Here is a 23,266-nt window from a genome sequence, read left to right as displayed (position 1 = left end):
GCAGTACGACCTCGCCGGCCTCAACGCACCACAGATCGCACAAGCCGCCATCAGCGCCTTGGGGACCCTTCCGGCGGAACAGAACGCGCGCGCGTGACCCGGCTCAGGGTGCCCGCGCGACCATCAGCCGGTAGGACACCGCACCGGCGCGGGTGAGCTGCTCCAGCCGGATGCCGCCGAGTTCGCCGGCCGCGACGGAACCCAGCCCCTCGGCCTTGCGCGCCGGGAGCACGGCGGCGTGGTGGGCCCAGGCTTCCTCCAGCATCGCCGCATCGCGCGGGCGGGTGAGGGGCGTCAGGTCCTCGTCGCATTCCGCGACCAGCCCGGCACCGGCGAAGATCGCGCCCCAGGCCGTCCGGCCGGGCAGCACCGGAAGGTGCCAGAACCGCTTGAACTCGCGGAGCCAAGCGGCCTCGGTGGCACCCAGCCCATCGCGGGGCACGTCGTCCACCACCGCCAGCACGCCGCCCGGGCGCAGGTGCGCGGCCAGGTTCCGCACGGAGGCGGAGGTGTCCTCGCTGTGGGCCAGGCTCTCGATCGCCACGATGGCGTCGTATCGCCCATCCATCGGCAGGTCGTAGGAACGGAGGGAGAAGCCGACACGGCCGGAGAGCCCGCGCGCGGCCGCGAGTTCCCGCGCAACCTCCACCTGCTTCGCCGAGACGGTGACGCCGTGCCAGGTGCCGCCCGTCACGGGCAGCAGCCGGAAGCAGGTGCCGCCATAGCCGCAGCCGGCGTCCAGGCCACGGAACGCCTCCCCGGAGGGCAGGTGCGGCGCGAGCAGGCGGTAGATCGTGTCCGGGGAGAACGTGCCATCCGCGCGGTCCTGCAGGGCGCGGTGGATGGTGTCGTGCGCGAAGCCGGAGTGGTCGCGGAAGGGGGCGTGCCGGAGGGTGAACTCGTGCATCTCGTCGTAGTAGCGGCCGACCGACATGTTCAGGCTTCCTCCCCTGGTCGGGCGAGCGCCCGGCCCCCTTCCGGATAGCCGGGAACGGGGAGGGGCAGCAGGCGATTCCCGCGCAAAGGGACCTGTAAGGAGGCCCGGCGGGGAAGGCGGGCCGTCAGCGCGGCGCCAGCACCTCGCGGTTCACCACGGCGTCAGGGTCCGGCCGGCCGGCCAGGAAGTCCAGCACGTTCCCGGCGGCGTCCCAGGCCATGCGCTGCAGCCCTTCGGCCGTGCTGGCGGCGACGTGCGGGGTGACGACGACGTTATCCAACGCCAGCAGCGGCGGCGGCGTCACCATCGGCTCCACCCGCAGCACGTCTAGCCCGGCACCCGACAGATGGGCGGAGCGGAGCGCGGCCTCGAGCGCCGCCTCGTCCAGCAGGGTGCCGCGGGCGGTGTTGATCAGCACGGCGCCGGGCTTCATGGCGGCGAGGAAGGCGGCGTCCACCATGCCGCGCGTCGCCTCGCCGGCGGGCAGGTGCAGGGTGACCACGTCGGCGGCGGCAAGGCCGGCGTCGCGGTCCTTCACGGCTTCGAACCCGGCGCCGCGGATGGTGCCCGCGGGGATAAAGGGATCGTGGACCGCCACGCGCATCCCGAAGGCCGCGCAGAGCCGGGCGACGCGCGTGCCGATGCGCCCGAAGCCCAGCACCAGCACGCGCCGCCCGCCCAGCTCAAAGGTCTCCGACTGGCCGCGCACCCGCCACTCGCCCCGCCGCACGCCGGCATCCACCGGCAGCACCCGGCGGGCAACGGCGAGCATCAGCATCAGCGCGTGCTCGGCGACCGAGGCGGCATTGGCCTCGGGGGTGATCATCACCACGACACCGCGCCGGGTCATCGCGGGCACGTCCACCAGGTCGTAGCCCACGCCGTGGCGGCAAACCATCCGAAGGCGCGGCGCCATGGCGAGGAAGGCGGCGTTCACCGCCGTGCCGCGGACAATGGCCGCCTCCGCGTCGCGCAAGCGGGCGGCGAGGTCTCCGCCGGTCGCGGCGCCCGGATGGTCCAGGGTGATGCCGGGCGCGTCCAGAAGGCGCTGGATCCCGCCGGGATGGATGGGGTCGACGACGACCACATGGGGCATGGGATGCAGGCTCCGCGTCAGGGTTGGGTGGACCAGGGCGAGCGCTCGTAGAGCACCCTGGCCGAGGCTTCCTCGGCCTGCACGCTGGCGCGGTACGCCGCGCCCAGGAGCGGACGGAGCGGCATGTTCAGCCGCTCGGCCTCGGCCACGAAGGCCGGATCGGCGAGGATGGCGCCGAAGGCGACGATCAGCCTCGCGGTGATCTCCGCCGGTAAGCCGGGTGGGCCAACGAAGCCACGCGCGGAACCGCCGAGCACCTCCATGCCCTGCTCGCGGAAGGTCGGTACCTCCGCCATGGCGGACCAGCGTGCCCCGGCGGCCTGGCCGAGGCAGCGCGTGCGCCCCTCCCGCAGAAGGGCCAGCCCTTCACCGAGGTTGTAGGAAGCGACGTCGAGCTGCCCACCCAGCAGGTCGCGGATGGCAATGGCCGTGCCGTTGTAGGGAACATGCAGCGCCTTCACGCCGGTCGCCGCCTCGAAGGCGAGGAGCAGGAGATGGTCGTCGGAGGAGGTGCCGGCAGCGGTGCCGACCGACACGGCCTCCGCCCGCCGGCCCGCGGCCGCGCGCAGGTCGGTGGCGTTGCGCAGGGGCGAGTCCGCGCGGACCCAGAGGCCGCCGGGATCGTCCACCACGTTCGCGAGGAAGGTGTAGTCCAGCGTGCGCCAGCGCATCGGGCGCTCGAGCGCCTTGGTGATGAAGCCGAGGGTCGCGACCGCGCCGAGCGTGTAGCCGTCCGGCCGGGCCGCGAAGATCGCCTCGTTGCCGATCTGCCCGCCCGCGCCGACACGGTTGGTGACCACGAACGCGGCCCCGGGCAGCTGCGCCGGCAGGTGTCGGGTCAGCAGCCGCGCCATCAGGTCGATCCCGCCCGAGGGCGGGTAGGGAACGATGACCTCGATGGGACGCCCGGCCGGCCAGGCGGACTGGGCCAGCGCGGGGCAGGGCATTATGGCGGCAAGCGGCGCGGCGGCAAGGGCACGGCGGGTGGTCACGGGGGCGGCTCCTCCAGGCTTGTGGCACGCTCTTCCCGCCTGTCTCTGCCGCTCCGCGCCCAGCGGCAACCCCCGCCAAGCCTGCTATGCTGTTCGCGCGAGATAGGGAGAAGCGCCTTGCCCCAGACCAAGCCGTCCAAGCAGAGGGCCGATGCCGCCCTTGTGGAGCGCGGCCTGGCCGAGAGCCGCACCCGCGCGCAGGCGCTGATCCTGGCGGGAAAGGTGTTCAGCGGGGAGCGGCGGATCGAGAAGTCGGGCCAGGAGCTTCGCGAGGACGAGGCGCTGGAGGTCCGCGGCCAGGACCATCCCTGGGTGAGCCGCGGCGGGCTGAAGCTGGCCCACGGCCTGGAGGCCTTCGGGCTCGACCCCGAAGGAAGGGTCTGCATCGACGTGGGGGCCTCCACCGGGGGCTTCACCCACGTGCTGCTGCATCATGGCGCGGCACGGGTCTATGCGGTGGATGTGGGCCACGGCCAGCTGGCCTGGAGCCTCCGGAACGACCCGCGCGTGGTGGTGATGGAACGGGTGAACGCCCGCTATCTGGAAGCGGCCCAGGTGCCCGATCCGGTGGGCGCCGTTGTCTGCGACGCCTCCTTTATCGGGCTGTCCACGGTGCTGCCGGCCGCGCTCTCGCTGGCCGGGGCGGGCGCTTTCGCGGTGGCGCTGATCAAGCCGCAGTTCGAGGCCGGGCCGGGTCTGGTGGGAAAGGGGGGTGTGGTGAGGGATCCGGCCGTCCACCGGGCAGTTTGCGCGAAGGTACGCGCCTGGTGGTCCGCCCTGCCGGGATGGACGGTGATCGGGATCACGGAGAGCCCCATTACCGGGCCCGAAGGAAACCGGGAGTTCCTGATCGGCGCCACCCGCGCCTGATCCGGGCGGCGTCGCCTAATCGGCGGCGGGGAGGGGGCAGGCGAGTCCGCCGCCGGCCGCGCGCGAGAGGCTGCCGGCCAGCATCCAAACCCTTTCGGGGTCCATCCGCACGTCCGGATCGTTGAGCAGCCGGTCAAGCTCGGCTTCGGCCCTCTCCATCTCTGTCTCGGTCACGGGAACCCACCTTCTTCTTCTTGGCAGTGAAGTGGATGAAGAACGACCGGTTCTGGCCAGAGTTTCAATCGGTTACGCCGGATCGCCCTGCGGCGCCGGGATCAGCCGTTGGAAGCGAGGACCGAGAGAAGGGCTGGGTCGCGGGGCATGACCTGGGCGGGGTTGCGGAAGCGCAGTTCTCCCCCCGCGACGGCGTCCGGCGCGGCCATGCCGAACATTTCCATGCGGGAGGCGCAGGAGACGGCGGAGATGCGACGCGCCTGCGGGGTCGTCAGGAACCGGCGCACCGCCCCTTCAAGCTCCATCCGGTCCCGCAGCCCCCGCCATTCCTGCCGGGCGAGATCGTCGAGGAAGACGGCCATGATACCCGGGCGGTCACCGCTGAGGCGGGTTGCGGATGCCTCGATCCGCCGGCAGACCGCGCGCGCCACATCGCTGGCCTGCCCGGCCCGCGCCGCGAGTACCAGGATGTTGCCGCCGCCCTGCGCCACCGCGAGATGGGCCTCGGGCCCGAAAAGGGCGCGAAGCGCGGAGGCGGGGATCGCGGCCTGGGCACCGGCAAGGAGCAGAGGATCCAGCTTGAGCATCGCGTCGGCCGCGGAGTCCTGCCGCCGCCGGTCGCGCAGCATCTCCATGATGCGGCGCTGCAGGACGTGGATGTCGAGCGCGTCCCGGCGCAGCCCTTCCGGCAAGGTCATCTTCAGCACGTACTTGCCCGGATGCGCCGCGAGCCAGGTCTGAAGGTCCGGATTGATGCCGTCGGCGAAGGCGCACCAGTCGTTGCGCAGCACCGGGCGGCCTTCCTCGGCCGAGACGGTCTCGCAGACGATCTCCGCCTGCGTGTCGCCGCGCGTGATCAGCAGGTCATGCGGCGTGCCGTCGGCCAGGCCCGTGAACCGCACCTCGAAGCCGCGGGCGCGGTGCAGGGCCGCGACGCGGAGAAGATGAAACAGGGGAATGAGGTTCGCCTCACCCGTCAGCCCCGAGAGGACCTGGGCGCGCAGACGCTTGCGCGGCTCGGCGGGCAGGGCCTCGGCGAGGCGCACGGCCTCCCGGGCATAGGAGAGAAGCTGGCGCTCGGCCGCACCAGCCCCCGCCATGGCCTCCGGGGAGGACAGGCGGTGAAGGGTGAGTTCAAGCGCGTGGCGCTCCTGGGCGGCTCGGGCCGCGAGGGAGCCGCAGGCCGCCCGCCGGCCGATTTCGGCCAGCCGGGCATCCCAGCGTTTGGCACCGGCCAGACCGAAGAATCCCGCCAGGACCTTGGGGTCGGAGGGTTTGGGATCATGCGCCTTGGTGGCGGTCTGGTCGGCACTCGGCATGCGATGACGAACCTCGGATTGTGTCCAAGGGAATACCCGACTGCGCCGGTCGGATAAAGCGTCTCGCGTTCAGTTTCTCGGGAGCCGCGTGGTGAGTGGGGCGTCCGGCACCTGGGCCCGGTGGCGCATCAGGGCGTCGGCCAGCACGCAGGCCATCATGGCCTCGCCGACGGGCACGGCACGGATGCCCACGCAGGGGTCGTGGCGCCCCTTGGTGACGAGCTCGCGGTCCCGCCCGTGACGATCCACCGTTCGGCGGGGAACAAGGATGGAGGAGGTCGGTTTCACCGCGAAACGGGCAACCAGGGGCTGGCCGGTGGAAATGCCGCCCAGGACACCGCCGGCGTGGTTGTCCAGGAACTCCACGGTGCCGTCCGGGGCCATGCGCATCTCATCGGCGTTGCGGTCCCCGGTCAGGGCGGCCGCAGCGAAGCCTTCCCCGATCTCGACGCCCTTGACGGCGTTGATCGACATGAAGGCGGCAGCGATCTCCGCGTCGAGCTTGCCATAGATCGGGGCACCGAGGCCGGGGGGTATGCCCTCCGCCACCACCTCCACCACGGCGCCGACGCTGGAGCCGGACCTTCGGAGCTCCAGCAGCCGTTCCTCCCAGCGTGCGGCGGCAGCGGGGTCGGGGCAGAAGAAGTCGTTCTCGCGCACGGCCTTCCAGTCCCAGGCCGCGCGGTCCACGGCGTCGCCCCCCATGGCCACCAGGGCGCCGCGGATGGAGACACCCATGCCCAGCACCTTGCGCGCAACCGCCCCGGCGGCCACCCGCATCGCGGTTTCCCGCGCCGAGGAGCGGCCGCCGCCGCGATAGTCCCGCACGCCGTATTTGAGATGGTAGGCGAGGTCGGCATGGCCGGGACGGAAGCTGTCGGCGATCTCGCCGTAATCGCGCGACCGCTGGTCCTGGTTCTCGATGAGGAGCGAGATGGGAGTGCCGGTGGTCAGCCCCTCGAAGGTGCCCGACAGGATACGGACCTCGTCCGGCTCCTGCCGCTGGGTCACGAACTTCGACTGGCCGGGCCGGCGCAGGTCCAGCCATGGCTGGATATCGGCTTCGGTGAGGGAAAGGCCGGGCGGGCAGCCATCCACCACCCCCCCGATGGCCGGACCGTGGCTCTCGCCCCAGGTGGTGACGCGGAAGAGATGGCCGAAGGAGTTGTGGGACACGGCGCGGGCGTCAGACCGTCGCGATGTCCGGCGCGTCCGGGTGCTTCATGCCCACGATGTGGAAGCCGCAATCGACGTGGTGCACCTCGCCCGTCACGCCGCCCGAGAGGGGGGACAGGAGGTAGAGCCCGGCGCCGCCGACCTCCTCGAGGCCGACGTTGCGACGCATGGGTGAGTTGTACTGGTTCCACTTCAGGATGTAGCGGAAGTCGCCGATACCGCTGGCCGCGAGGGTCTTGATGGGCCCCGCCGAGATGGCGTTCACGCGGATGCCGGAGTCGCCGAGGTCGGCGGCCATGTAGCGGACGCTCGCCTCCAGCGCGGCCTTGGCGACGCCCATGACGTTGTAGTGCGGCGTCCAGCGCTCCGCGCCCAGATAGGACAGCGTGAGGAGCGAGCCGCCCGGCTTCATCATCGCCGCGGCGCGGCGCGAAACCGACACGAAGGAATAGCAGGAGATGTCCAGCGCCTGGAGGAAGGCCTCCTTCGGCGTGTCGAGGTAGCGGCCTCGCAGGTACTGCTTGTCGGCGAAGCCGATGGCGTGGACCAGGAAGTCGATGCCGTCCCAGCGCTCCGCCACCTTGGCGAAGGCGGTGTCGATCGCGGCCTCGTCGGAAACGTCGCAGGGCACGAGCAGGTCCGCGCCGATGCTGGCAGCCAGCGGGCGCACCCGCTTCTCCAGCGCCTCGCCCTGATAGGTGAAGGCGACCTCGGCCCCCTGGGCGGCGACGGCCTGGGCGATGGCCCAGGCGATCGAGCGGTCGTTCGCGACGCCCATGACGATGCCGCGGAGCCCTTGCATGAGCGTGCCGCGGGCGGGAAGGGCGGGCGCGTCCGCCGCCGTCTCCGCCTCTGTCCGGCGCGCGGTCTCGGCATCATCCATGAGGGCGTCCTCCACCGGGGGCAGGCGTTGTTGCGACGGGCGGGGAGGGGTGGCACACCGCTCCGAACGGAACAAGGGGCCGAACGCATGAGCCTGACCACCGAGCTCCCCGCCGACGCCGCGCGCGGGCCGATCCCGGACACCGCCGAACCCTATGCCCTGTTCGAGGAGTGGATGGCCGAGGCGGTCGCGCGGGAGCCGAACGACCCCAACGCGGTCTGCCTGGCCACCTCCACCGCGGATGGCTGGCCATCGGCGCGGATGGTGCTGCTGAAGGGGCGGGACGAGCAGGGCTTCGTGTTCTACACCAACGAGCAGAGCCGGAAGGGCGACGAGCTTCTGTCCAACCCGCGCGCCGCGCTGTGCTTCCACTGGAAGTCGACCCGCCGCCAGGTGCGGGTGGAGGGCACGGTGGAGCGGGTGACGGCGGCCGAATCGGACGCCTATTTCGCCTCGCGCTCGCGCGGGTCGCGCATCGCGGCGGCGGCCTCGGACCAGTCCCGACCGCTGGCCACGCGCGCGGACTACGCCGCGCGCGTGGCGGCGCTGGAGGCGGCCAACCCCGGGGAAACGGTGCCGCGCCCGCCGCACTGGGGCGGCTTCCGGGTTCTGCCCGCGCGGATCGAGTTCTGGCAGGACATGCCCTTCCGCATGCATGACCGCCTGGTCTTCGAGCGCCTTGGGGAGGGGTGGAGCACCGGGCGCCTGTTTCCGTGACCATCCCGGCCGCCCAGGCGCCGGCCGCGGCGCTGCTGGCGCGGCTCACCGGGGCGGATCGGCCGGTGGAGACGCATATCTCGGCGGTGTTCGTCGGGCGGGAGCGGGTGCTGAAGCTGCGCAAGGCGGTCAGCCTCGGCTTCCTGGACTTCTCGCGGCCGGAGGCGCGCAGGCACTTCGCCGAGCGCGAGCTGGCGCTGAACGCACCGGCCGCGCCGGGCCTCTACCGTGCCGTGCACGGCATCGCCCCCGGCGCCGACCGGCTCCTTTCCGCCGATGATCCGGAGGCCACCGAGTGGGTGGTCGAGATGGCCCCGGTCCCGCCCGGGCTCTTCCTGGATGACATCGCGGCACGGGGCGGGCTGGGCGAGGCGATGCAAGACGCGCTGGGCGACGCCGCCGTGGACCTGCGCCACAGCTATGCCGCGGTGCCCCCGATCGACGCGCCCGCCGCCTTCGCCGCGCTGCTGCGCACCAACGCGCGCGCGGCGCTCGGGGCAGGGCTGCCGGCCGCCCCGGTGCTGGCCTGGCGCCGCGCCGCCGGGCGCTGGCTGCGACGGCTGGCGCCGGTGCTGCGAGCGCGTGCGGCTGCGGGACGTGTCCTGCGCTGCCATGGCGACCTGCACCTGGGCAACATGCTGCTGTGGCAGGGGCGCCCGACGGCCTTCGACGCGCTGGAGTTCGACGAGGCGCTGGCGACCATCGACACGGGCTACGACCTCGCCTTTCTCCTCGCGGACCTCCTGCGGCGCTGCGGACGCGCGGCGGCCTGCCGGGTGCTCGGGCGCGCGGTGGCGGTGGGAAACGACGCCGGGCTCGTCGCGGCGCTGCCGCTCTGGCTTTCCACCCGCGCGATGATCCGCGCCCACTGCTTCGCGCGCATGGAGGGGCGCGGGGATGAGGCGCGCGGCTTTCTGGCGGATGCCGAGGCCTACCTCTCGCCGCCCCCGCCGCGCCTGGTCGCGGTGGGCGGGTTGCCGGGCACGGGCAAGACGCGCCTGGGGCGGGCGCTGGCGCCGCTTTTCGGCGCTGCGCCCGGCGCGCTGCACCTGCGCAGCGACACGATCCGCAAGCGCCTGGCGGGCGTCGTGCCCGAGAGCCCGCTGCCGCCCGGCTGCTATACGGAGGCGGCGAGCGACGCTGTTCACGCAACGCTGTTCGCCGAGGCGGCGGAGGCGCTGCGCGGCGGCCACTCCGTGCTGGCCGACGCGGCCTTCCTTCACCCCGCGCGCCGCGCCGGGATCGAGGCGGTGGCGCGCGAGGCCGGCGTGCCCTTCACCGGCCTGTGGCTGGAGGCACCGCTGGTCCTGCTGCGGGACCGTGTCGCGGCACGGCGCGGGGATGCCTCGGACGCGAGCGTGGCGGTGCTGGAACACGCCGCCTCGCGCCCGCTCGGCGCCATCGCATGGGCGCGGATCGAAGCCTCGGCGGACCCGCTCGCGGAGGCCCTTGCGGCGCTCCACCTCTGATCGTGCTAGACGGAGTGGCGCCCCGGCGGATTCGGCGGGGCGTGGACGGAAGGGCTGCCAACGCATCCCGTCCAGCGGTTCACGACGGAGCCTCAGAAACATGGCCTACCGCCGCATTCTCCTGCCGCTCACCGGCACCTCGGCCGGCGAGGCGGCGCTGCACACGGCGCTGCTGACGGCGCGCATCTGGCATAGTCATGTCCATTGCATCCATGTCCGCGTGGACGCGCGCGACGTCGCGCCCCTGGCGGGCGAAGGCCTGTCGGGCGCCATGATCGAGGAGATGATGGCCGCGACCGAGCGGGAGTCGGGCGACCGCGCCTCCCGCGTGCAGGCGCTGTTCGACCGCTTCGTGGAAGGCCGCGAGGTGGTGGTGGCGACCAGCGCCGAGGCGGCCGAGAAGGCCGATGCCGCGACCATCTCCTTCGCCTCCGTCGCCGGGCGGGAGGAGGATCTCGTGGCCCAGCAGTCGCGCCTGTACGACATGGCGGTGGTGCCGCATCCGGATGCCGGGGAGGACGTCTCCTCGTCCGATGCACTGCACGCCATCCTGTTCGACAGCGGACGGCCCGTGCTGATCGCCCCGCGCGAGCCGCCCGCCACCATCGGCGCGCGGGTCTGCTGCGCCTGGAACGGCACGGCGGAAAGCTCCGCCGCCATTGCCGCGGCCCTGCCCTGGCTGCACCGCGCGGATGCCGTGCGCATCCTTTACAGCCGCGACTACCAGCGGCGCGGGCCGGACGTGAAGGGCATCCTCTCCTATCTCCGCTGGCACAACATCACGGCGGAGCCGGTGGAGTTCTCGCCCGTGACGCGTGAGGTGGGCGCGGGGCTTCTCGGCGCCGCGCGCGACTTCGGGGCGGACCTGCTCTGCATGGGCGCCTACAGCCATTCACGCATCCGCCAGCTCATCCTCGGCGGCGTCACCCGCCACGTGCTGGAGAACGCCGACATGCCCGTGATGATGTGCCGCTGAGCGCTCCGCGGCGTCAGCGGGCGGGGACGGCCTCGGCCTCCTCGCGCCGCATCTCGAGTTCCAGCCAGCGCTCCTCGGCCTGCGCCAGGGCTTGCTGGCGCGCCGCGAGCATTTCGGTAGCCTTGGCGAAGCGGCCGGGATCGCGCGCATAGAGCTGCGGGTCGGCCAGGATATCGGCCAGCTTCGCGATCTCGGCCGAAAGCTTCTCCATCTCGCCGGGCAGGGTCTTCAGCGCCTGCCGCTCGCCCATGGTGAGGCGGGCGGGCGCCGAAGCGGAGGCCGGCGCGGCGGCGGGGCCGCCCGCGCTGCGCCGCGGGGCGGCCGGCGCGGCGGCGCCGCGCGCCCGCACCCCGTGCCCGCGCTGCGCCACCATGTCCGAATAGCCGCCGGCATATTCCTGCCACCGTCCCTCGCCCTCGTAGGCGATGACGCTGGTGGCGACGCGGTCCAGGAAGTCGCGGTCGTGGCTGACCACCAGCACCGTGCCGGGGTAGTCCGCGATCATCTCCTGCAGCAGGTCCAGCGTTTCCAGGTCGAGGTCGTTGGTGGGCTCGTCCAGCACCAGGAGATTGCTCGGGCGCGCCATGGCACGCGCCAGCAGGACCCGGGCCCTTTCGCCGCCCGAGAGCACGCCGAGCGGGGTGCGCGCCTGTTCCGGCAGGAACAGGAACTCCTTCATGTAGCCGATGACGTGGCGGGGCGAGCCGCCGACATGCACCATGTCGCCCCGGCCTTCCGTGAGGGAGTCCGACAGGGTCATGGCGTCGTCCAGGCTGGCGCGGCGCTGGTCCAGGGTGACCATCTCGATGCCGGTGCCGAGCCGCACCTCCCCCGTATCCGGGGAAAGCACGCCGGTCAGCATGTTCAGCAGGGTGGTCTTGCCCGCGCCATTGGGGCCAACGATGCCCACGCGGTCGCCGCGCAGGATACGGGCGGAGACGTCGCGCACCACCACGCGGCCGTCGAATCCCTTGGAGATGTGGTCGGCGACGGTGACCTGGCTGCCCGAGCCCTCGGCCTCGGTGGCGGCCAGGCGCACGCCGCCCTGCGGGCCACGGCGCTGCCGGTGCTTCTCGCGCAGGGACTGCAGTTCGCCGACGCGCCGCATGTTGCGCTTGCGCCGCGCCGTCACGCCGTAGCGGAGCCAGTGCTCCTCCCGGACGATCTCGCGGGCCAGCTTGTGGGCGTCGCGCTCCTCCTCCTCCAGCACCTGGTCGCGCCATGCCTCGAAGCCGGAGAAGCCCTGTTCCAGGCGACGCGTGGTGCCGCGGTCCAGCCAGACCATCGCGCGCGAGAGGGATTCGAGGAACCGCCGGTCGTGGCTGATCAGCACAAGGGCCGAGCGCATGGAGCCAAGCTCGGCTTCCAGCCACTCGATGGCCGGCAGGTCCAGGTGGTTGGTCGGCTCGTCCAGCAGCAGGATGTCGGGCGAGGGGGCGAGCACCGCGGCGAGCGCCGCGCGGCGTGCCTCGCCGCCCGAGAGCCGCGCGGGCTCCTCGTCGCCGGTTAGGCCGAGTTCGCCCAGAAGGTGGCGGGCGCGGTAGGGGTCGTCCCCGGGGCCGAGCGCCGCCTCCACGTAGGAGAGGGTGGTCGCATGGCCCGACAGATCGGGTTCCTGCGGCAGGTAGCGCAGGGTGACGCCGGGCTGGACGAAGCGCGTGCCGCCGTCGGAGGTGACCTGCCCGGCCGCGACCTTCAGCAGGGTGGACTTGCCCGAGCCGTTGCGCCCGATCAGGGCCAGCCGCTCGCCCTGGCCGACCGAGAGGGTGGCGTCGCGCAGGAGCGGCGTGGTGCCGAAGCCCTGCCGGATGCCTTGAAGAAGAAGGAGAGGGGGTGCCATCGGCGGGGGATATGGCACTGCGTGGCGCCGATGACACGGGGTATTCCGAACAGGTCAGCGCTGCCCGGGTATGGCGGGTGATACTGCGCCTGGCGCTTGTCATCACGCGCACGTGAGCGGTAGGCTTCCGCCGACATGCCGGATGAAGGCCACGCCACTCCGCGGGTAGGCCCTTCGTAACGGTTCGGCGTGCAGCCTGGACCCATGCCGATTCTGATCCCGCGTCGCGCCGCGATTGGCTTCCTTGCCGCAGGAGCGGCCGCCATCCGCCGTGGCGGCACCGCCGTCGCGGCCGAGGAGGCGCGCGACTGGGTCGCCTTCAAGTCGCGCTTCCTGCTGCCCGAGGGCCGGGTGGTGGACAATGCAAACGGCAACCAGTCCCACTCGGAAGGGCAGGGCTGGGGTCTCTCGCTGGCCGAGCACCACGACGACCGTGCCGCCTTCGACCGCATCCTGGCCTGGACGCGCCGGAATCTCCGGCGGGAGACCGACCACCTCCACGCCTGGCGCTGGAGGCCGGACCGCCAGCCGGCCATCTCGGACAGCAACAACGCGACCGATGGCGACCTCTTCATCGCGAGCGCCCTGCTGCGCGGTGGGCGCCGCTGGTCGGATCGCGCGCTGACCGAGGAGGGCACGGCCATCGCGCGCGACGTGCTGCGCCTGCTCGTGCGGCGCGCCGGCGGGCGCCTCGTGCTGCTGCCCGGGGCCCACGGCTTCGAGCACCGCGGGCACATGGTGGTGAACCCTTCCTATTATTCCTACCCTGCCATCGCCTCTGTGGCCGAGGCCGTGCCGGATCCGGCTTGGCTGCGGGTCGCCTCGGACGGGCTGCGCCTGCTGCGTGCCGCCCGCTTTGGCCGCTGGGGGCTGTCGCCCGACTGGGTCTCGGTGTCGCGCGCCGACCGTTCGCTCGTGCCGGCGGAGGGATGGCCCGCCCGGTTCTCCTACGATGCCGTCCGGGTGCCGCTTTGGCTCGGCTGGGCCGGCCTTTCGGACGAAGCTGCGGTGGAGGCCCCGCTGCGCTTCTGGTCGGACCCGGCGTTTCCGCAGATCCCCGCATGGGCAGACCTGACGACGGACAATGTGGCGCCCTACGCGGCGGGCGCGGGCGTTTTGCAGATCGGTCGCTTCGTCTCACAGCAGCGGGGATTCCGCACCGATCGTTTTCAACTTGACGTTATCTCCCAAAATCGTGACTATTATGACGTTGCGCTGTCGCTCCTCGCACGCATGGCCGCCGCGGAGCGGGGGACAAGCCTCTAGGGCAACAGCGAGCGGCAAAACCTGACCGTACGCTTGTTGCGTCTGCGACCAGTGGCGAACGGGCGTGATCGTCGGGGTGTTACGGATGCGTCAGGACACAGATGTCGCTCGCATGGCGGCTGCCCTCCGGACGCCTTCCCTGAAATATCGCAGTTTCGGCAATGAGCCGGTGCGCTGCGCCGCGCCTGTGCCAGCATTGGGAGAGGAGCAGGCGCTCGGCATTCTGGACGACGTCCTGGCGGGCCTGAACGATCTTTCCGCCGAGGCCGTGTTGGGTGATGCGCAATTCGACGCCGGTGGTTTGCTGCCGCAGAACTCTGATCCGGTGCCGTTCGAGCCTTCCCGCTACGCAGCCTCGGGCGCTGAGGCATTCCGCCTGCACGCTTCGCGAGCGGAGACGTCCCAGGCCGAATTTTCCTCGCCCGCCCTTCACCGCCGCGAAGTTGCCCACGCCGAGCCGGCCGCCGGGCGTGGCGATGCCGGCGCCCGCCGTGGCGCGCCCGCGATCCGGAGGGAGGTGGCTCTCGCCGAGGCCGTCGCCGGCCACCGCCCCCCTGTCTTCGTGCCGGAGAGGTCGACCGAGGCCGGTGCCGTCCCGCCGCCCTGGCCCGCGGCGGATGTCGACGCCGCACCGCGGCCAGTCTTCGCCCCCGTGATGCAGGCGCCACCTTCCGCTTCGCGCCGGGACGCGCCGCGCGGCGATGGCCATGGTTCCACGCTGCTGCAGGAGTTGCTGGGCATGGGCCGCCTGCCCATTGCGCCGCGGGTGGCTCCGCCGGCCTCGCCCCCGCCCGGCCTCGCCGCGAACACGTCCGCCACCCCGGCGACCGGCACGCCCCGGGCCGCCACGCCGGTGTCCCTTCTTCCGCTGCCTCCGGCACCGTTCCGCCCGGGCTTGAGCACGGGATCCTCGCTCCTGGACACGCTGGTTGGCGCGGGTGCCGGAAGAGGCGCGCCCGCGCCGTCGGGGGGTGTTCACTATCCCCTGCTCGATGCGCTCGGCGCGGCCATGCTGGGCACGTCCGCCGATCCCTCGCCGCGCCACTGGTCCGCTGCGCGCGTCGACATCGCGCTTCCGGAGCTGCTGCGGCGCGTGGCCGCCGGTCTCCGTACTGCCCGAAGCGCCGCCTGAGTTCAGGAGCATCGCCGTGTCGCTGATCTGCTTCGCGTCGCCCAAAGGTGGGGTCGGCAAGACAACCCTCACCGCCAACATCGCCGATGCGCTGCACCGCCTGGGTCACCGGGTCCTGGCGATCGACCTGGACTCGCAGAACGCCCTCCGGCTGCATTTCGGCGTGCCGCTGACCGACCGTGGCGGCTTCCTTGCCGGCCTGACCCAGGGCGGCGGTGACTGGCGCGGGCAGCTCCGCCAGACGCCCTCGGGCGTGCTGCTGCTGCCGCACGGCGCCATGGACCTGCGCGGCGCGCTGGACATGGCCGCGGCGCTGGAGCGCGACCCCGACCTTCTCGGCAATCCGATGCGCGAGATGCTGTCCGAGCCCGGGCTCGTCGTCGTTGCCGACCTGCCCCCCGGCCCCACCCAGGCCCTGGCGCTGCTCGCGCCCATGGCCACCATGGTGATCGGCGTGCTCCAGGCCGAGGCGATCAGCGCCGCCCTGGTTCCGGAGATCGAGAGCGGCCGCTTCCTGGGCACGGGCACCATGGCGGCGCTGCTGGCCGGCCGGCTTCGCGTGGTCCTGAACGGGGTGGACCTCGCTTCCCGCCTTTCCCGCGCCTCGGCCGAGGCGGTGGCGCGGCACCTGGGCTACCGCATGATCGGCGCGATGAGCCGCGAGGAAACCGTGGCCGAGAGCCTGGCCTGCCAGCGCCTGCTGCTGGACCACGCCCCCGACAGCCAAGCCGCCTCCGACCTGAAGGAAATCGCGCGGCTGATCGCCGCCGCGCTGCCGCCCGCCACCGCCTGCGTCGCGCTGGCTTCTGCGCCGGTCGGAGGTGTTATCTCCGCCATGGCGCCTGCGGCGCCGCGGGCGACGGCCGAGGCAAGCCAATGAGGCGCCTTCGCCGCCTCCTCGGGGGCAGCATCTGGATCGCGCGAGCCATGGTGGCGCTCGGCTTCCTCCTGGCACTGCCCTTCGTGGTGGCGCCGCTGGAGGCAGAGCAGCAGGCCTGGGTGGCGGTTGGGGGGCTTCTGGTCTTCACGATCTGCGCCATGGTGCCGGGCCGCGGCACGCTGGTTTTCCTCGCGCTTGTCTCCGGTACGATCTCCATGCGCTACATCTACTGGCGCATCACCGATACGCTCGATTACGCGGGCTTCTGGGCAACCTTCCTGGGCACCGGTCTGCTGCTCGCCGAGATCTACGCCGTGGTCGCGCTGCTGTTGTCCTACCTGCAGTCGCTCTGGCCGCTCGACCGCCGTCCGGTGCCGCTGCCCGACGATCCCGATCAGTGGCCCACGGTGGACATCTTCATCCCCACCTACAACGAGCCGCTCGATGTGGTGAAGCCCACCATCTTCGCTGCGATGGCCATGGACTGGCCGCGCGACAGGATGAACGTGATCCTTCTGGACGACGGCCGGCGCGAGGAATTCCGCGCTTTCTGCAAGCAGGTGGGCTGCGGCTACATGACGCGCCCCGACAACAAGGGCGCCAAAGCCGGCAACATCAACCACGCGCTCTCGCGCACGGAGGGCGAGTACGTCCTGGTGTTCGACTGCGACCACGTCGCCACCCGGGCCTTCCTGCAGATGACCGTCGGCTGGCTGATGCGTGACGCCGGCCTCGCCATGGTGCAGACCCCGCATCACTTCTATTCCCCCGACCCCTTCGAGCGGAACCTTGCCTCGGGCGCCCGTGTCCCGAACGAGGGCCTGCTGTTCTACGGGCTGATCCAGCAGGGCAACGACCTCTGGAACTCCGCCTTCTTCTGCGGCTCCTGCGCGGTGATCCGCCGCACGGCGCTCGAGCAGGTGGGCGGCGTGCCCACCGAGACCGTGACGGAGGACTGCCATTGCAGCCTCAAGATGCAGCGCCTGGGCTGGCGCACGGCCTATCTGCGGCTGCCGCTCGCGGCCGGGCTCGCGACGGACCGCCTGATGGCCCATATCGGCCAGCGCATGCGCTGGGCGCGCGGCATGGTGCAGATCTTCCGCATCGACAACCCGCTGCTCGGGCCGGGCCTCACGCCCACGCAGCGCTTCTGCTACGTCGCATCGATGTGGCACTTCCTCTTTCCGGTGCCCCGCTTCATCTTCCTGACGGCGCCGCTCGCCTACCTTCTGTTCGAGCAGAACATCATCGCGGCCTCGCCGCTCGCGATCGTTGCCTATGCCGGCCCGCACGTCGTGCACGCGGTTCTCACGAACTCCAAGCTCCAGGCCAAGGTGCGGCACTCCTTCTGGTCCGAGATCTACGAGACCGTGCTGTCGCTCTACCTTCTGCCGGTGGTGCTTACCACGCTGCTCGACCCCAAGCGCGGCAAGTTCAACGTGACCGACAAGGGCGGCACGCTGGAAGAAGGGTATTTCGACCTGCGCGCCACCGGACCGAACTTCGCGCTGGCGGTGGTGCTGGTGCTCGGCCTGCTTTCGGGCATCTACGGCATGTCCGCGAGCCCTCCGGAAAGCCTCGAGTTCCAGGCTTATGCCCTGAACTCCATCTGGGTGGTCCTGTCGCTGCTCACGGTGCTCGCCGGCCTCGCGGTGGGCCGCGAGCGGCGCCAGGTGCGAGAGCGCGCGCGGGTCGGCGCCATCATGCCGGTGGGAGTGGTGCTGCCGGACGGCCGCCTCATTCCCGGCCAGACCGCCGACCTTTCCCTCGGTGGCGCGGCCATTTCCGCGCCGCGTCCCGACGGGCTGTCCGACAATGCTTACGTGACACTGGAGATCGATTTGGGCTCTGAGCGCGTGTCCCTTCCGGCCGAGGCCCTGCGCTGGCGGGAGGGCCGCCTGCAGGTCCGCTTCGCCCCGCATGACGTGCGCGACGAGGGCAATATCACGCGGCTGGTGCTCGGGCGCGCCGATGCCTGGGTTGATTGGGACGACGTCCGCCACGATCGCCCCCTGCGCTCGCTCGCCGAGGTGCTGCGCAGCATCGGCGGCCTGTTCCGCGGCGACAGTCAGTTCTCCTTCCGTGCCCGGCGGGCGCGGCGGGAGGCCGCCGCGCGCGCGGCAAAGGCCCAGGCGGCCCGGGGAATGCCGGCCCAGGCGACCGGACGGGTGGCCCCCAATGGCGCCGTGCTCACCGGCCGCGGCGCGGAGGCTGCGCGGCGCCGTGCCGCGGAGCGGGCGCGGCGGACCGCTGCCGTGCTGCTCGCCCTTTCGTTCGGCCTTCCCGCGGCCGGCATGGCCCAGGGAACGCGGCAGGCGCCGACCTCGCTCGCCCCCCAGGGCGGCGCCTTCACGCCGCCCGCGCTGCCGGGTGCGTCGCCGTCCGCCTTCCTCACCCAGTCCGCGCAGCCATCCTTCCAGGCCGCGCCGGCCGCCTCGCCCCCCCTGCCGCCCGTGCAGGTGGCACCCGGTGTCCCCGTGACCTTCGGCGGCACCCCGCCGCCGGGCGCCTCCTCGCGGGTGGAGACGCGCACCCTCCGGCAACTCGGGCTGCGCAGCCCCATGCAGCTGCGCGGCCTCGCGGATCTCCAGGGCATTCTCTTCGGCATCCGTTCGGACGAGGTGGTCACCGGCGCGAAGCTCGTGCTGCAGGGGGCGACCAGCCCGGCGCTGATCCCGGAGCTGTCGCAGATCGCGGTCACAATCAACGAGCAGTTCGTCGGGACCATCACGCCCGACCGCGCCCGCCCGGCCTTCGGCCCGGTGGAATACCCGATCAACCCGGTTTTCTTTGCGGACAGCAACCGGCTCAACATTCGCTTCACCGGGCGCTACGCGGTGGAGTGCAACGATCCGCTCTCGGGCCTGCTCTGGTCCACGGTGTCAGACCTTTCCACCCTCCAGCTCACGCTGGAGCGACTCCCGCTGACCCGCGATCTTGCCCGGCTTCCCGAGCCCTTCTTTGATCCCCGTCTCCTGCGCGAGCCGCTGGTCCTGCCGGTGGTCATGGCCGAGGGCGCGGGGAACGACGCGGTGCGCGCATCCGTGGTGGCCTCCTCCTGGTTCGCGGTGCAGGCGGACTACCGCGGCGCGACCTTTCCGGTCAGTTCCGTCGTGCCATCCCGCGGGAACGCCATGGTCATCGCGACGGGCGCGGATTCGCTGCCCGGCCTGGCCCTGCCGCGGATGGAAGGGCCCACGCTCGCGATCCTGCCCAACCCGAATGACGCCAACGCCCTGTTGCTGCTGATCGGCGGGCGCTCGGGCGCGGAGGCCGCCGTGGCGGCCCAGGCGCTGGCCACCGCGAAGCAGAGCCTCTCCGGCGAGGTCGCGACGGTGCAGGTGACGGATCTGCCTGCGCGCGAGCCCTACGATGCCCCCCGCTGGATCCGCAACGATCGACCGGTGCGCTTCGGGGAACTGGTGGATCCGGTCGAACTGCAGTCCTTCGGCTACGCGCCCGGGGCGATCTCGGTGCCCTTCCGGACCGCGCCGGACCTCTACACGGCGCGCGAACGCAACCTGCCCGTGGACCTGCGCTTTCGCGCCCCGCCCGGGCCGATCCTCGATCTCGCGGTGTCGCGCCTCGATGCCGCGCTCAACGATGTCTACCTCAAGTCCTTCCCGCTGCGCGAAGGGGAACCGGGCTGGCCGTGGAACTGGCTCTATCGCACCGTGGGTGCGGCCGGTGCCGAGCGGGGAGAAGGCCAGGTCGGCCTGCCGCCCTATCTCGTCTTTGGCCTGAACGAACTCCAGTTCCGCTTCGACCTGCGCCCGCTGCATCGCGGGGATTGCGTCAGCGTGCCCGGCGACATCCGCTCCTCCATCGATCCCGACAGCACCATCGATCTGTCGGCCGCCTATCGCTACACCGAACTGCCCAACCTCGCCTATTTCGTCGGCAGCGGCTTTCCCTACACGCGGATGGCGGACTTTTCCTCCACCGCCGTCGTGTTGCCGGACCGGGCGAGCCCGCTGGAGATTTCCTCCGGCCTGAACATGGTTGGCCGGATGGCGGCGCTCACCGGCTATCCCGCGACCCGCATCGAGATCGCCCGGCCCGGCGGGCTGGACGCCGTCGCGAACCGGGACCTGCTGGTGGTGGGGCCGCTGAACCGCCAGCCCGCCCTGGCCGCGTTGCTGAAGAACGGGCCGATCGCGGTGGAGGGGAACCGGCTGAGCGTGTCCCTGCCGGACGCGCTGCAGCGCTTCCGCAACATCTTCCTGTCCGATGACGGGCGGCTGGAGCGCGAGCGGCTGACCGCCACGCTGGGCGGCAATGCCGGCGAGGGAAACGGCCTGCTGATCGGGTTCCAGAGCCCGCTGGACGCCAGCCGCTCGGTGATCGCCCTGACCGGCTCGACCCCCCAGGCGATGGAGGCCATGGCGGGCGCGCTTCGCGATCCCGAACAGCAGCCGCGCATCCAGGGGGATGTCGCCCACCTGGTCAACGGACGGGTGGATTCCTTCAAGGTGTCGCGCAACTACGGTGTCGGCAGCCTGCCGGTCACGCTGCTGCCGCAGCGCTACCTCACCTCGCGCCCGGACCTGATGCTGGGCCTTCTCGTGCTCGCCGCGCTTGCGGTCGCCGTCCCGTTGTACTGGACGCTGCGCCGGCGTGCGATCAGCCGCCTGAGGATGCGCGCATGACCTCTTTCCGCAGCAGGTTGCTGGCAGCAGCCGCGACGGCCATGGCACTCGGCACCCCGGTCCAGGCGGCGGAGCCGGTGCGTACCGCCCCGGTGGCCACGCCAACGGCGAGCACGCAGGAGTTCATCGCGCTCGGGGTGGCCCGGCTGCGCCAGGGCCGCCCCGCTGAGGCGCGGGACCTGCTGCTGCGAGCTTCGGCGAACCCGGCCGAGGCCGGGCGATGGGCGCCCCTGCTGGAGGAGGCCTCCTTCTGGGCAGAGCTGTCCGAGGGGCGCCGGCTCATGGCGCTCGGCCAGCAGGAGGCCGCCGGGCTGCTCCTCGCCCGCGCGGTCCGCCGCGACACGTCGGGCCGGGCGGAGGCCGAGGCTCTGCTCGGGCGCCTGGAGCTCGCGCGCGGCGACGCGCGGGAGGCGGAGGCGCGCTTCCGCGCAGCGAACTACAGGCGCCCTGGCCTGGGCGCGGTCCGCGAGGGGCTGCTCGACAGCCTGCGGCGACAGGGGCGGATCGCCGAAGCCGATGCCCTGCTGGGCGAGCCCGAGGCCCCGCTGCGCGCCGACGCGCTCCGCCAGGAGGCCGACCGGACCGAGGAGCCCGAAGCCGCCCTTGCCTTGCTGCGCGGCGCACTGGCCGCAACCGCGGAAGGATCGCCCGCGAATGCCTGGGCCCGCCTGGATCTCGCCCGATCGCTGGCGCGCCAGGGCCGCACGAGCGAGGCGCGCGAGGTGATGGCGGCGGGTCCGACGGCCCGGCCGGAGCTCCTGCAGGCCGCGGCGCTCTTCGCCGGGGAGGACGGGCGCCCGGTGGAGGGCATCCGCCTGCTCGAAAGGCTACCCGACCGGCTGCGCAGCGCGGACCAGGCCAGCCTGCTGCGCAGCCTGCGCCTCCAGGTGGACGTGGCTGCCGCCATGGTCCGCCCACCCGCCGAGGCGCGGGCCGCCCTGCTTGCCATCGCCGGGCGCGCGGATGGCGGCGGGGAGGCCGGTCTCCGCGCGCTGCGCGCGCTGCTGCGCCTTGAACAGAGGGATGCTCTGGAAGAGGCGACGCGCCTTGCCCTCGAAGCCAGCCGGGCGGGTGCCGCCGCGCTGCGGGTTGCCCTGGCGGAAGCTCTGGCCGATGCGGGGCTGAGCGGAGAAGCGGCCGCGATGGTGCGCCCCCTCATGGCGGCCGAGGGGGTTGAGACAGCCCGGCGGCGCCGGCTGGCGGGTCTGGCGGAGCCCTCCCTCGCCATCAGGCAGGAGGCGCCGGGGCCGGTGGCCACCCAGGCGGAAGCGCCTCACCCCTTTCATGCGTCGCGCGATCCGCGCGTCGCCGCGCGCGTGGCCGAGGCTGTCCTGCGCCGCGATCCGCGCAATGCCGGGGCCCGCATGGGCGCCGTGGAGGCCGCGGTGGCGCTGGAGGACCTCCCCGCCGCCGAGGCGCTGCTCGCCGAGGGCCGCGTGCTGCACGGCAGCGACCCCCGGCTTTCGGTGGCCGAGGCGCGGCTAGCCCGGGCGCAGGGCGATGGGCGCAGGGCGCAGGCGGCTCTTCTCCTGGCGGCGGACCAGCGCCGCGCGCAGATCGCGCCGGCAGGAGCTGCGGCCGGCGCGCGACCGGCGGGCCGGCGGACGATGCTGGCCGGCGGCGGGCAGGGCTCTTCCTTCGAACCGCTGGACGCCAACCCCGCCGGGGCCGCCGCGGGCGGGGTGACCCCGACGCAGCTCCGTGCATCGGATGACCCGCTGCTGGCCGAGATTGGCCGCCAACTGGCCGAGGTCAACGAACTGGCCGCGGGACGCGCGGTGCCCAGCTTTGCCTTCCGCAGCCGCTCGGGCAGCAACGGGCTTGACCGGCTGCGCGAGCACGGGGGCGGAGCCGAGGCCGCCATGCCGCTGCCGGGCCTCGGCGGGGAGCTGAGCGCGCGCGTGCAGGCCGTGAACATCGACGCCGGCCGCCTCGACAGCGGGCTTTCCAATCTGCGCCGCTTCGGCACCAACCCCGTGCTGCTGCCGGGTTCCGCGGGCTTTCTTGCGGACGCGCAGGCCACCGCGCTCCGGCCGCGCGACCAGTCGGTCACGGGAACGGCGATCGGTGCCGCCTATGCGCGCAGCGGCGTGACCGTTGATCTCGGTTCCACGCCGCTCGGCTTCCGGGAGCAAAGGCTGCTCGGCGGGATCGAGTTCACGCCGCGGATTTCCGAGAACATCCAGCTCCGCCTTCGCGGCGAACGGCGCTCGGTCACGGACAGCCTCCTGTCCTGGTCCGGTACGCGCGACAGTGCGAGCGGCACGGTGTTCGGCGGCGTGACGCGCACCACGGGCCGCGCGCAGGTGGAGTATTCCGCCAACCAGATCAGCGCCTACGCGGGCGGCGGGTACTCCTCCATCACAGGGCGCAACGTGGCGGACAACAACCGCCTGGAGGCATCGGCGGGCATCGGCTACGCGGTGATGCGGTCGCCCACCCGCGAGCTGACGACGGGGCTCGATCTCAGCTACTACGCCTATGACAGGAACCTGCGGAACTTCACCTTCGGCCAGGGCGGCTACTTCAGCCCTCAGACTTATATCAACGCCTCGGTGCCCATCGACTACCGGGAGCGGCTCGGCAACTTCGCCTATCATGTCGGCGCCAGCCTGGGTGTCGCGAACTTCCGCGAAAAATCCTCTCCGGTCTTCCCGACCGATCCGGGCCTGCAATCCACGCTTGATCAGCAGGCGGCGTCGGACACCTCCATCGCCACGCGCTACGGCTCGCAGCGGTCCACCACGCTTACGGCAGGGTTGCGTGCGGACGTCGAGTACGCGCTGACGCCCGTGCTGCGGATCGGAGCGACGGCCCGCTACGACCGCTCGGCCGATTTCAACGAGACGCGCGCCCTTGTTTACGCCCGCTACCGCTTTGACCCGTGAGC

17 protein-coding genes are annotated in these 23,266 nt (G+C 72.3%); 9 read left to right on the top strand and 8 right to left on the bottom strand.

Translation table 11 applies throughout. From position 1 onward, the window contains the following. Nucleotides 1-103: 103 nt before the first annotated feature. The 3 genes from ACFFIC_RS12525 to ACFFIC_RS12515 form a co-directional block, all read right to left on the bottom strand. A complete protein-coding gene (locus tag ACFFIC_RS12525; RefSeq protein WP_377050756.1) occupies nucleotides 104-934 on the bottom strand; it encodes an SAM-dependent methyltransferase in 831 nt (276 codons plus the stop codon). A gap of 127 nt (nucleotides 935-1,061) precedes the next feature. After that, the gene (locus tag ACFFIC_RS12520) at nucleotides 1,062-2,033 is read right to left on the bottom strand and encodes a hydroxyacid dehydrogenase (protein WP_377050754.1); all 972 of its coding nucleotides are present in this window, start codon (nucleotides 2,031-2,033) and stop codon (nucleotides 1,062-1,064) included. A 17-nt stretch (nucleotides 2,034-2,050) separates the two neighbouring features. Then, on the bottom strand, nucleotides 2,051-3,025 hold the full coding sequence (locus tag ACFFIC_RS12515; protein ID WP_377050752.1) for a tripartite tricarboxylate transporter substrate binding protein: 975 nt from the start codon (nucleotides 3,023-3,025) through the stop codon (nucleotides 2,051-2,053). Between the two features lie 117 nt (nucleotides 3,026-3,142). Here ACFFIC_RS12515 and ACFFIC_RS12510 point away from each other — a divergent pair, with 117 nt between their 5' ends. Then, nucleotides 3,143-3,895 carry a TlyA family RNA methyltransferase gene (locus ACFFIC_RS12510; protein WP_377050750.1) on the top strand — a complete coding sequence of 251 codons (753 nt, stop codon included), beginning with the start codon at nucleotides 3,143-3,145 and terminating at the stop codon, nucleotides 3,893-3,895. 15 nt (nucleotides 3,896-3,910) lie between these two features. Here the strand turns inward: ACFFIC_RS12510 and ACFFIC_RS12505 are convergent, their stop codons facing one another. From ACFFIC_RS12505 to fabI, 4 genes are all read right to left on the bottom strand, one after another. Further along, nucleotides 3,911-4,069 carry a peptide chain release factor 1 gene (locus ACFFIC_RS12505; protein ID WP_377050748.1) on the bottom strand — a complete coding sequence of 53 codons (159 nt, stop codon included), beginning with the start codon at nucleotides 4,067-4,069 and terminating at the stop codon, nucleotides 3,911-3,913. Nucleotides 4,070-4,170: 101 nt separating this feature from the next. Then, nucleotides 4,171-5,388 carry a hypothetical protein gene (locus ACFFIC_RS12500; protein ID WP_377050746.1) on the bottom strand — a complete coding sequence of 406 codons (1,218 nt, stop codon included), beginning with the start codon at nucleotides 5,386-5,388 and terminating at the stop codon, nucleotides 4,171-4,173. Between the two features lie 69 nt (nucleotides 5,389-5,457). Then, a complete protein-coding gene (aroC, locus tag ACFFIC_RS12495; protein WP_377050744.1) occupies nucleotides 5,458-6,564 on the bottom strand; it encodes a chorismate synthase in 1,107 nt (368 codons plus the stop codon). 10 nt (nucleotides 6,565-6,574) lie between these two features. Further along, nucleotides 6,575-7,366: an enoyl-ACP reductase FabI gene (fabI, locus tag ACFFIC_RS12490; protein WP_377050762.1), complete on the bottom strand. Its 792-nt coding sequence runs from the start codon at nucleotides 7,364-7,366 to the stop codon at nucleotides 6,575-6,577. A gap of 168 nt (nucleotides 7,367-7,534) precedes the next feature. On the opposite strand from fabI, the gene pdxH reads away from it, so the two are divergent. From pdxH to ACFFIC_RS12475, 3 genes are all read left to right on the top strand, one after another. Further along, nucleotides 7,535-8,164, top strand: a complete 630-nt coding sequence (pdxH, locus tag ACFFIC_RS12485) for a pyridoxamine 5'-phosphate oxidase (RefSeq protein WP_377050742.1) — start codon at nucleotides 7,535-7,537, stop codon at nucleotides 8,162-8,164. Beyond that, the gene (locus ACFFIC_RS12480) at nucleotides 8,161-9,633 is read left to right on the top strand and encodes a bifunctional aminoglycoside phosphotransferase/ATP-binding protein (RefSeq protein ID WP_377050740.1); all 1,473 of its coding nucleotides are present in this window, start codon (nucleotides 8,161-8,163) and stop codon (nucleotides 9,631-9,633) included. The genes pdxH and ACFFIC_RS12480 overlap by 4 nt, the downstream gene beginning before the upstream one ends. A 100-nt stretch (nucleotides 9,634-9,733) precedes the next feature. Continuing rightward, entirely contained in the window at nucleotides 9,734-10,609 is an 876-nt protein-coding gene (locus ACFFIC_RS12475) for a universal stress protein (RefSeq protein WP_377050738.1), read from the top strand. A gap of 13 nt (nucleotides 10,610-10,622) precedes the next feature. Here the strand turns inward: ACFFIC_RS12475 and ACFFIC_RS12470 are convergent, their stop codons facing one another. Further along, nucleotides 10,623-12,449 (bottom strand): ABC-F family ATP-binding cassette domain-containing protein, encoded by a 1,827-nt coding sequence (locus ACFFIC_RS12470; RefSeq protein WP_377050736.1) that lies wholly within the window; start codon nucleotides 12,447-12,449, stop codon nucleotides 10,623-10,625. Nucleotides 12,450-12,653: 204 nt separating this feature from the next. Here ACFFIC_RS12470 and ACFFIC_RS12465 point away from each other — a divergent pair, with 204 nt between their 5' ends. The 5 genes from ACFFIC_RS12465 (at nucleotide 12,654) to ACFFIC_RS12445 (ending at nucleotide 23,264) form a co-directional block, all read left to right on the top strand. Beyond that, complete coding sequence (locus tag ACFFIC_RS12465; protein ID WP_377050734.1) at nucleotides 12,654-13,715, top strand: glycosyl hydrolase family 8; 1,062 nt, start codon at nucleotides 12,654-12,656, stop codon at nucleotides 13,713-13,715. 64 nt (nucleotides 13,716-13,779) lie between these two features. Then, on the top strand, nucleotides 13,780-14,847 hold the full coding sequence (locus ACFFIC_RS12460) for a hypothetical protein (protein ID WP_377050732.1): 1,068 nt from the start codon (nucleotides 13,780-13,782) through the stop codon (nucleotides 14,845-14,847). A gap of 16 nt (nucleotides 14,848-14,863) precedes the next feature. Further along, nucleotides 14,864-15,727, top strand: a complete 864-nt coding sequence (locus ACFFIC_RS12455) for a cellulose synthase operon protein YhjQ/BcsQ (protein ID WP_377050730.1) — start codon at nucleotides 14,864-14,866, stop codon at nucleotides 15,725-15,727. Continuing rightward, nucleotides 15,724-20,376, top strand: a complete 4,653-nt coding sequence (gene bcsA, locus ACFFIC_RS12450; protein ID WP_377050728.1) for a UDP-forming cellulose synthase catalytic subunit — start codon at nucleotides 15,724-15,726, stop codon at nucleotides 20,374-20,376. Before ACFFIC_RS12455 ends, bcsA begins: the two co-directional genes overlap by 4 nt. Then, the gene (locus ACFFIC_RS12445; RefSeq protein WP_377050726.1) at nucleotides 20,373-23,264 is read left to right on the top strand and encodes a cellulose biosynthesis protein BcsC; all 2,892 of its coding nucleotides are present in this window, start codon (nucleotides 20,373-20,375) and stop codon (nucleotides 23,262-23,264) included. The genes bcsA and ACFFIC_RS12445 overlap by 4 nt, the downstream gene beginning before the upstream one ends. Nucleotides 23,265-23,266: the final 2 nt, after the last annotated feature.

Origin of the sequence: Muricoccus vinaceus (genome assembly GCF_042433125.1) — a bacterium.
Classification (GTDB): Bacteria; Pseudomonadota; Alphaproteobacteria; order Acetobacterales; family Acetobacteraceae; genus Roseomonas; species Roseomonas vinacea.
Note: the sequence above shows the minus strand (reverse complement) of the source record. Positions and strands in the feature narration are given on the sequence as shown.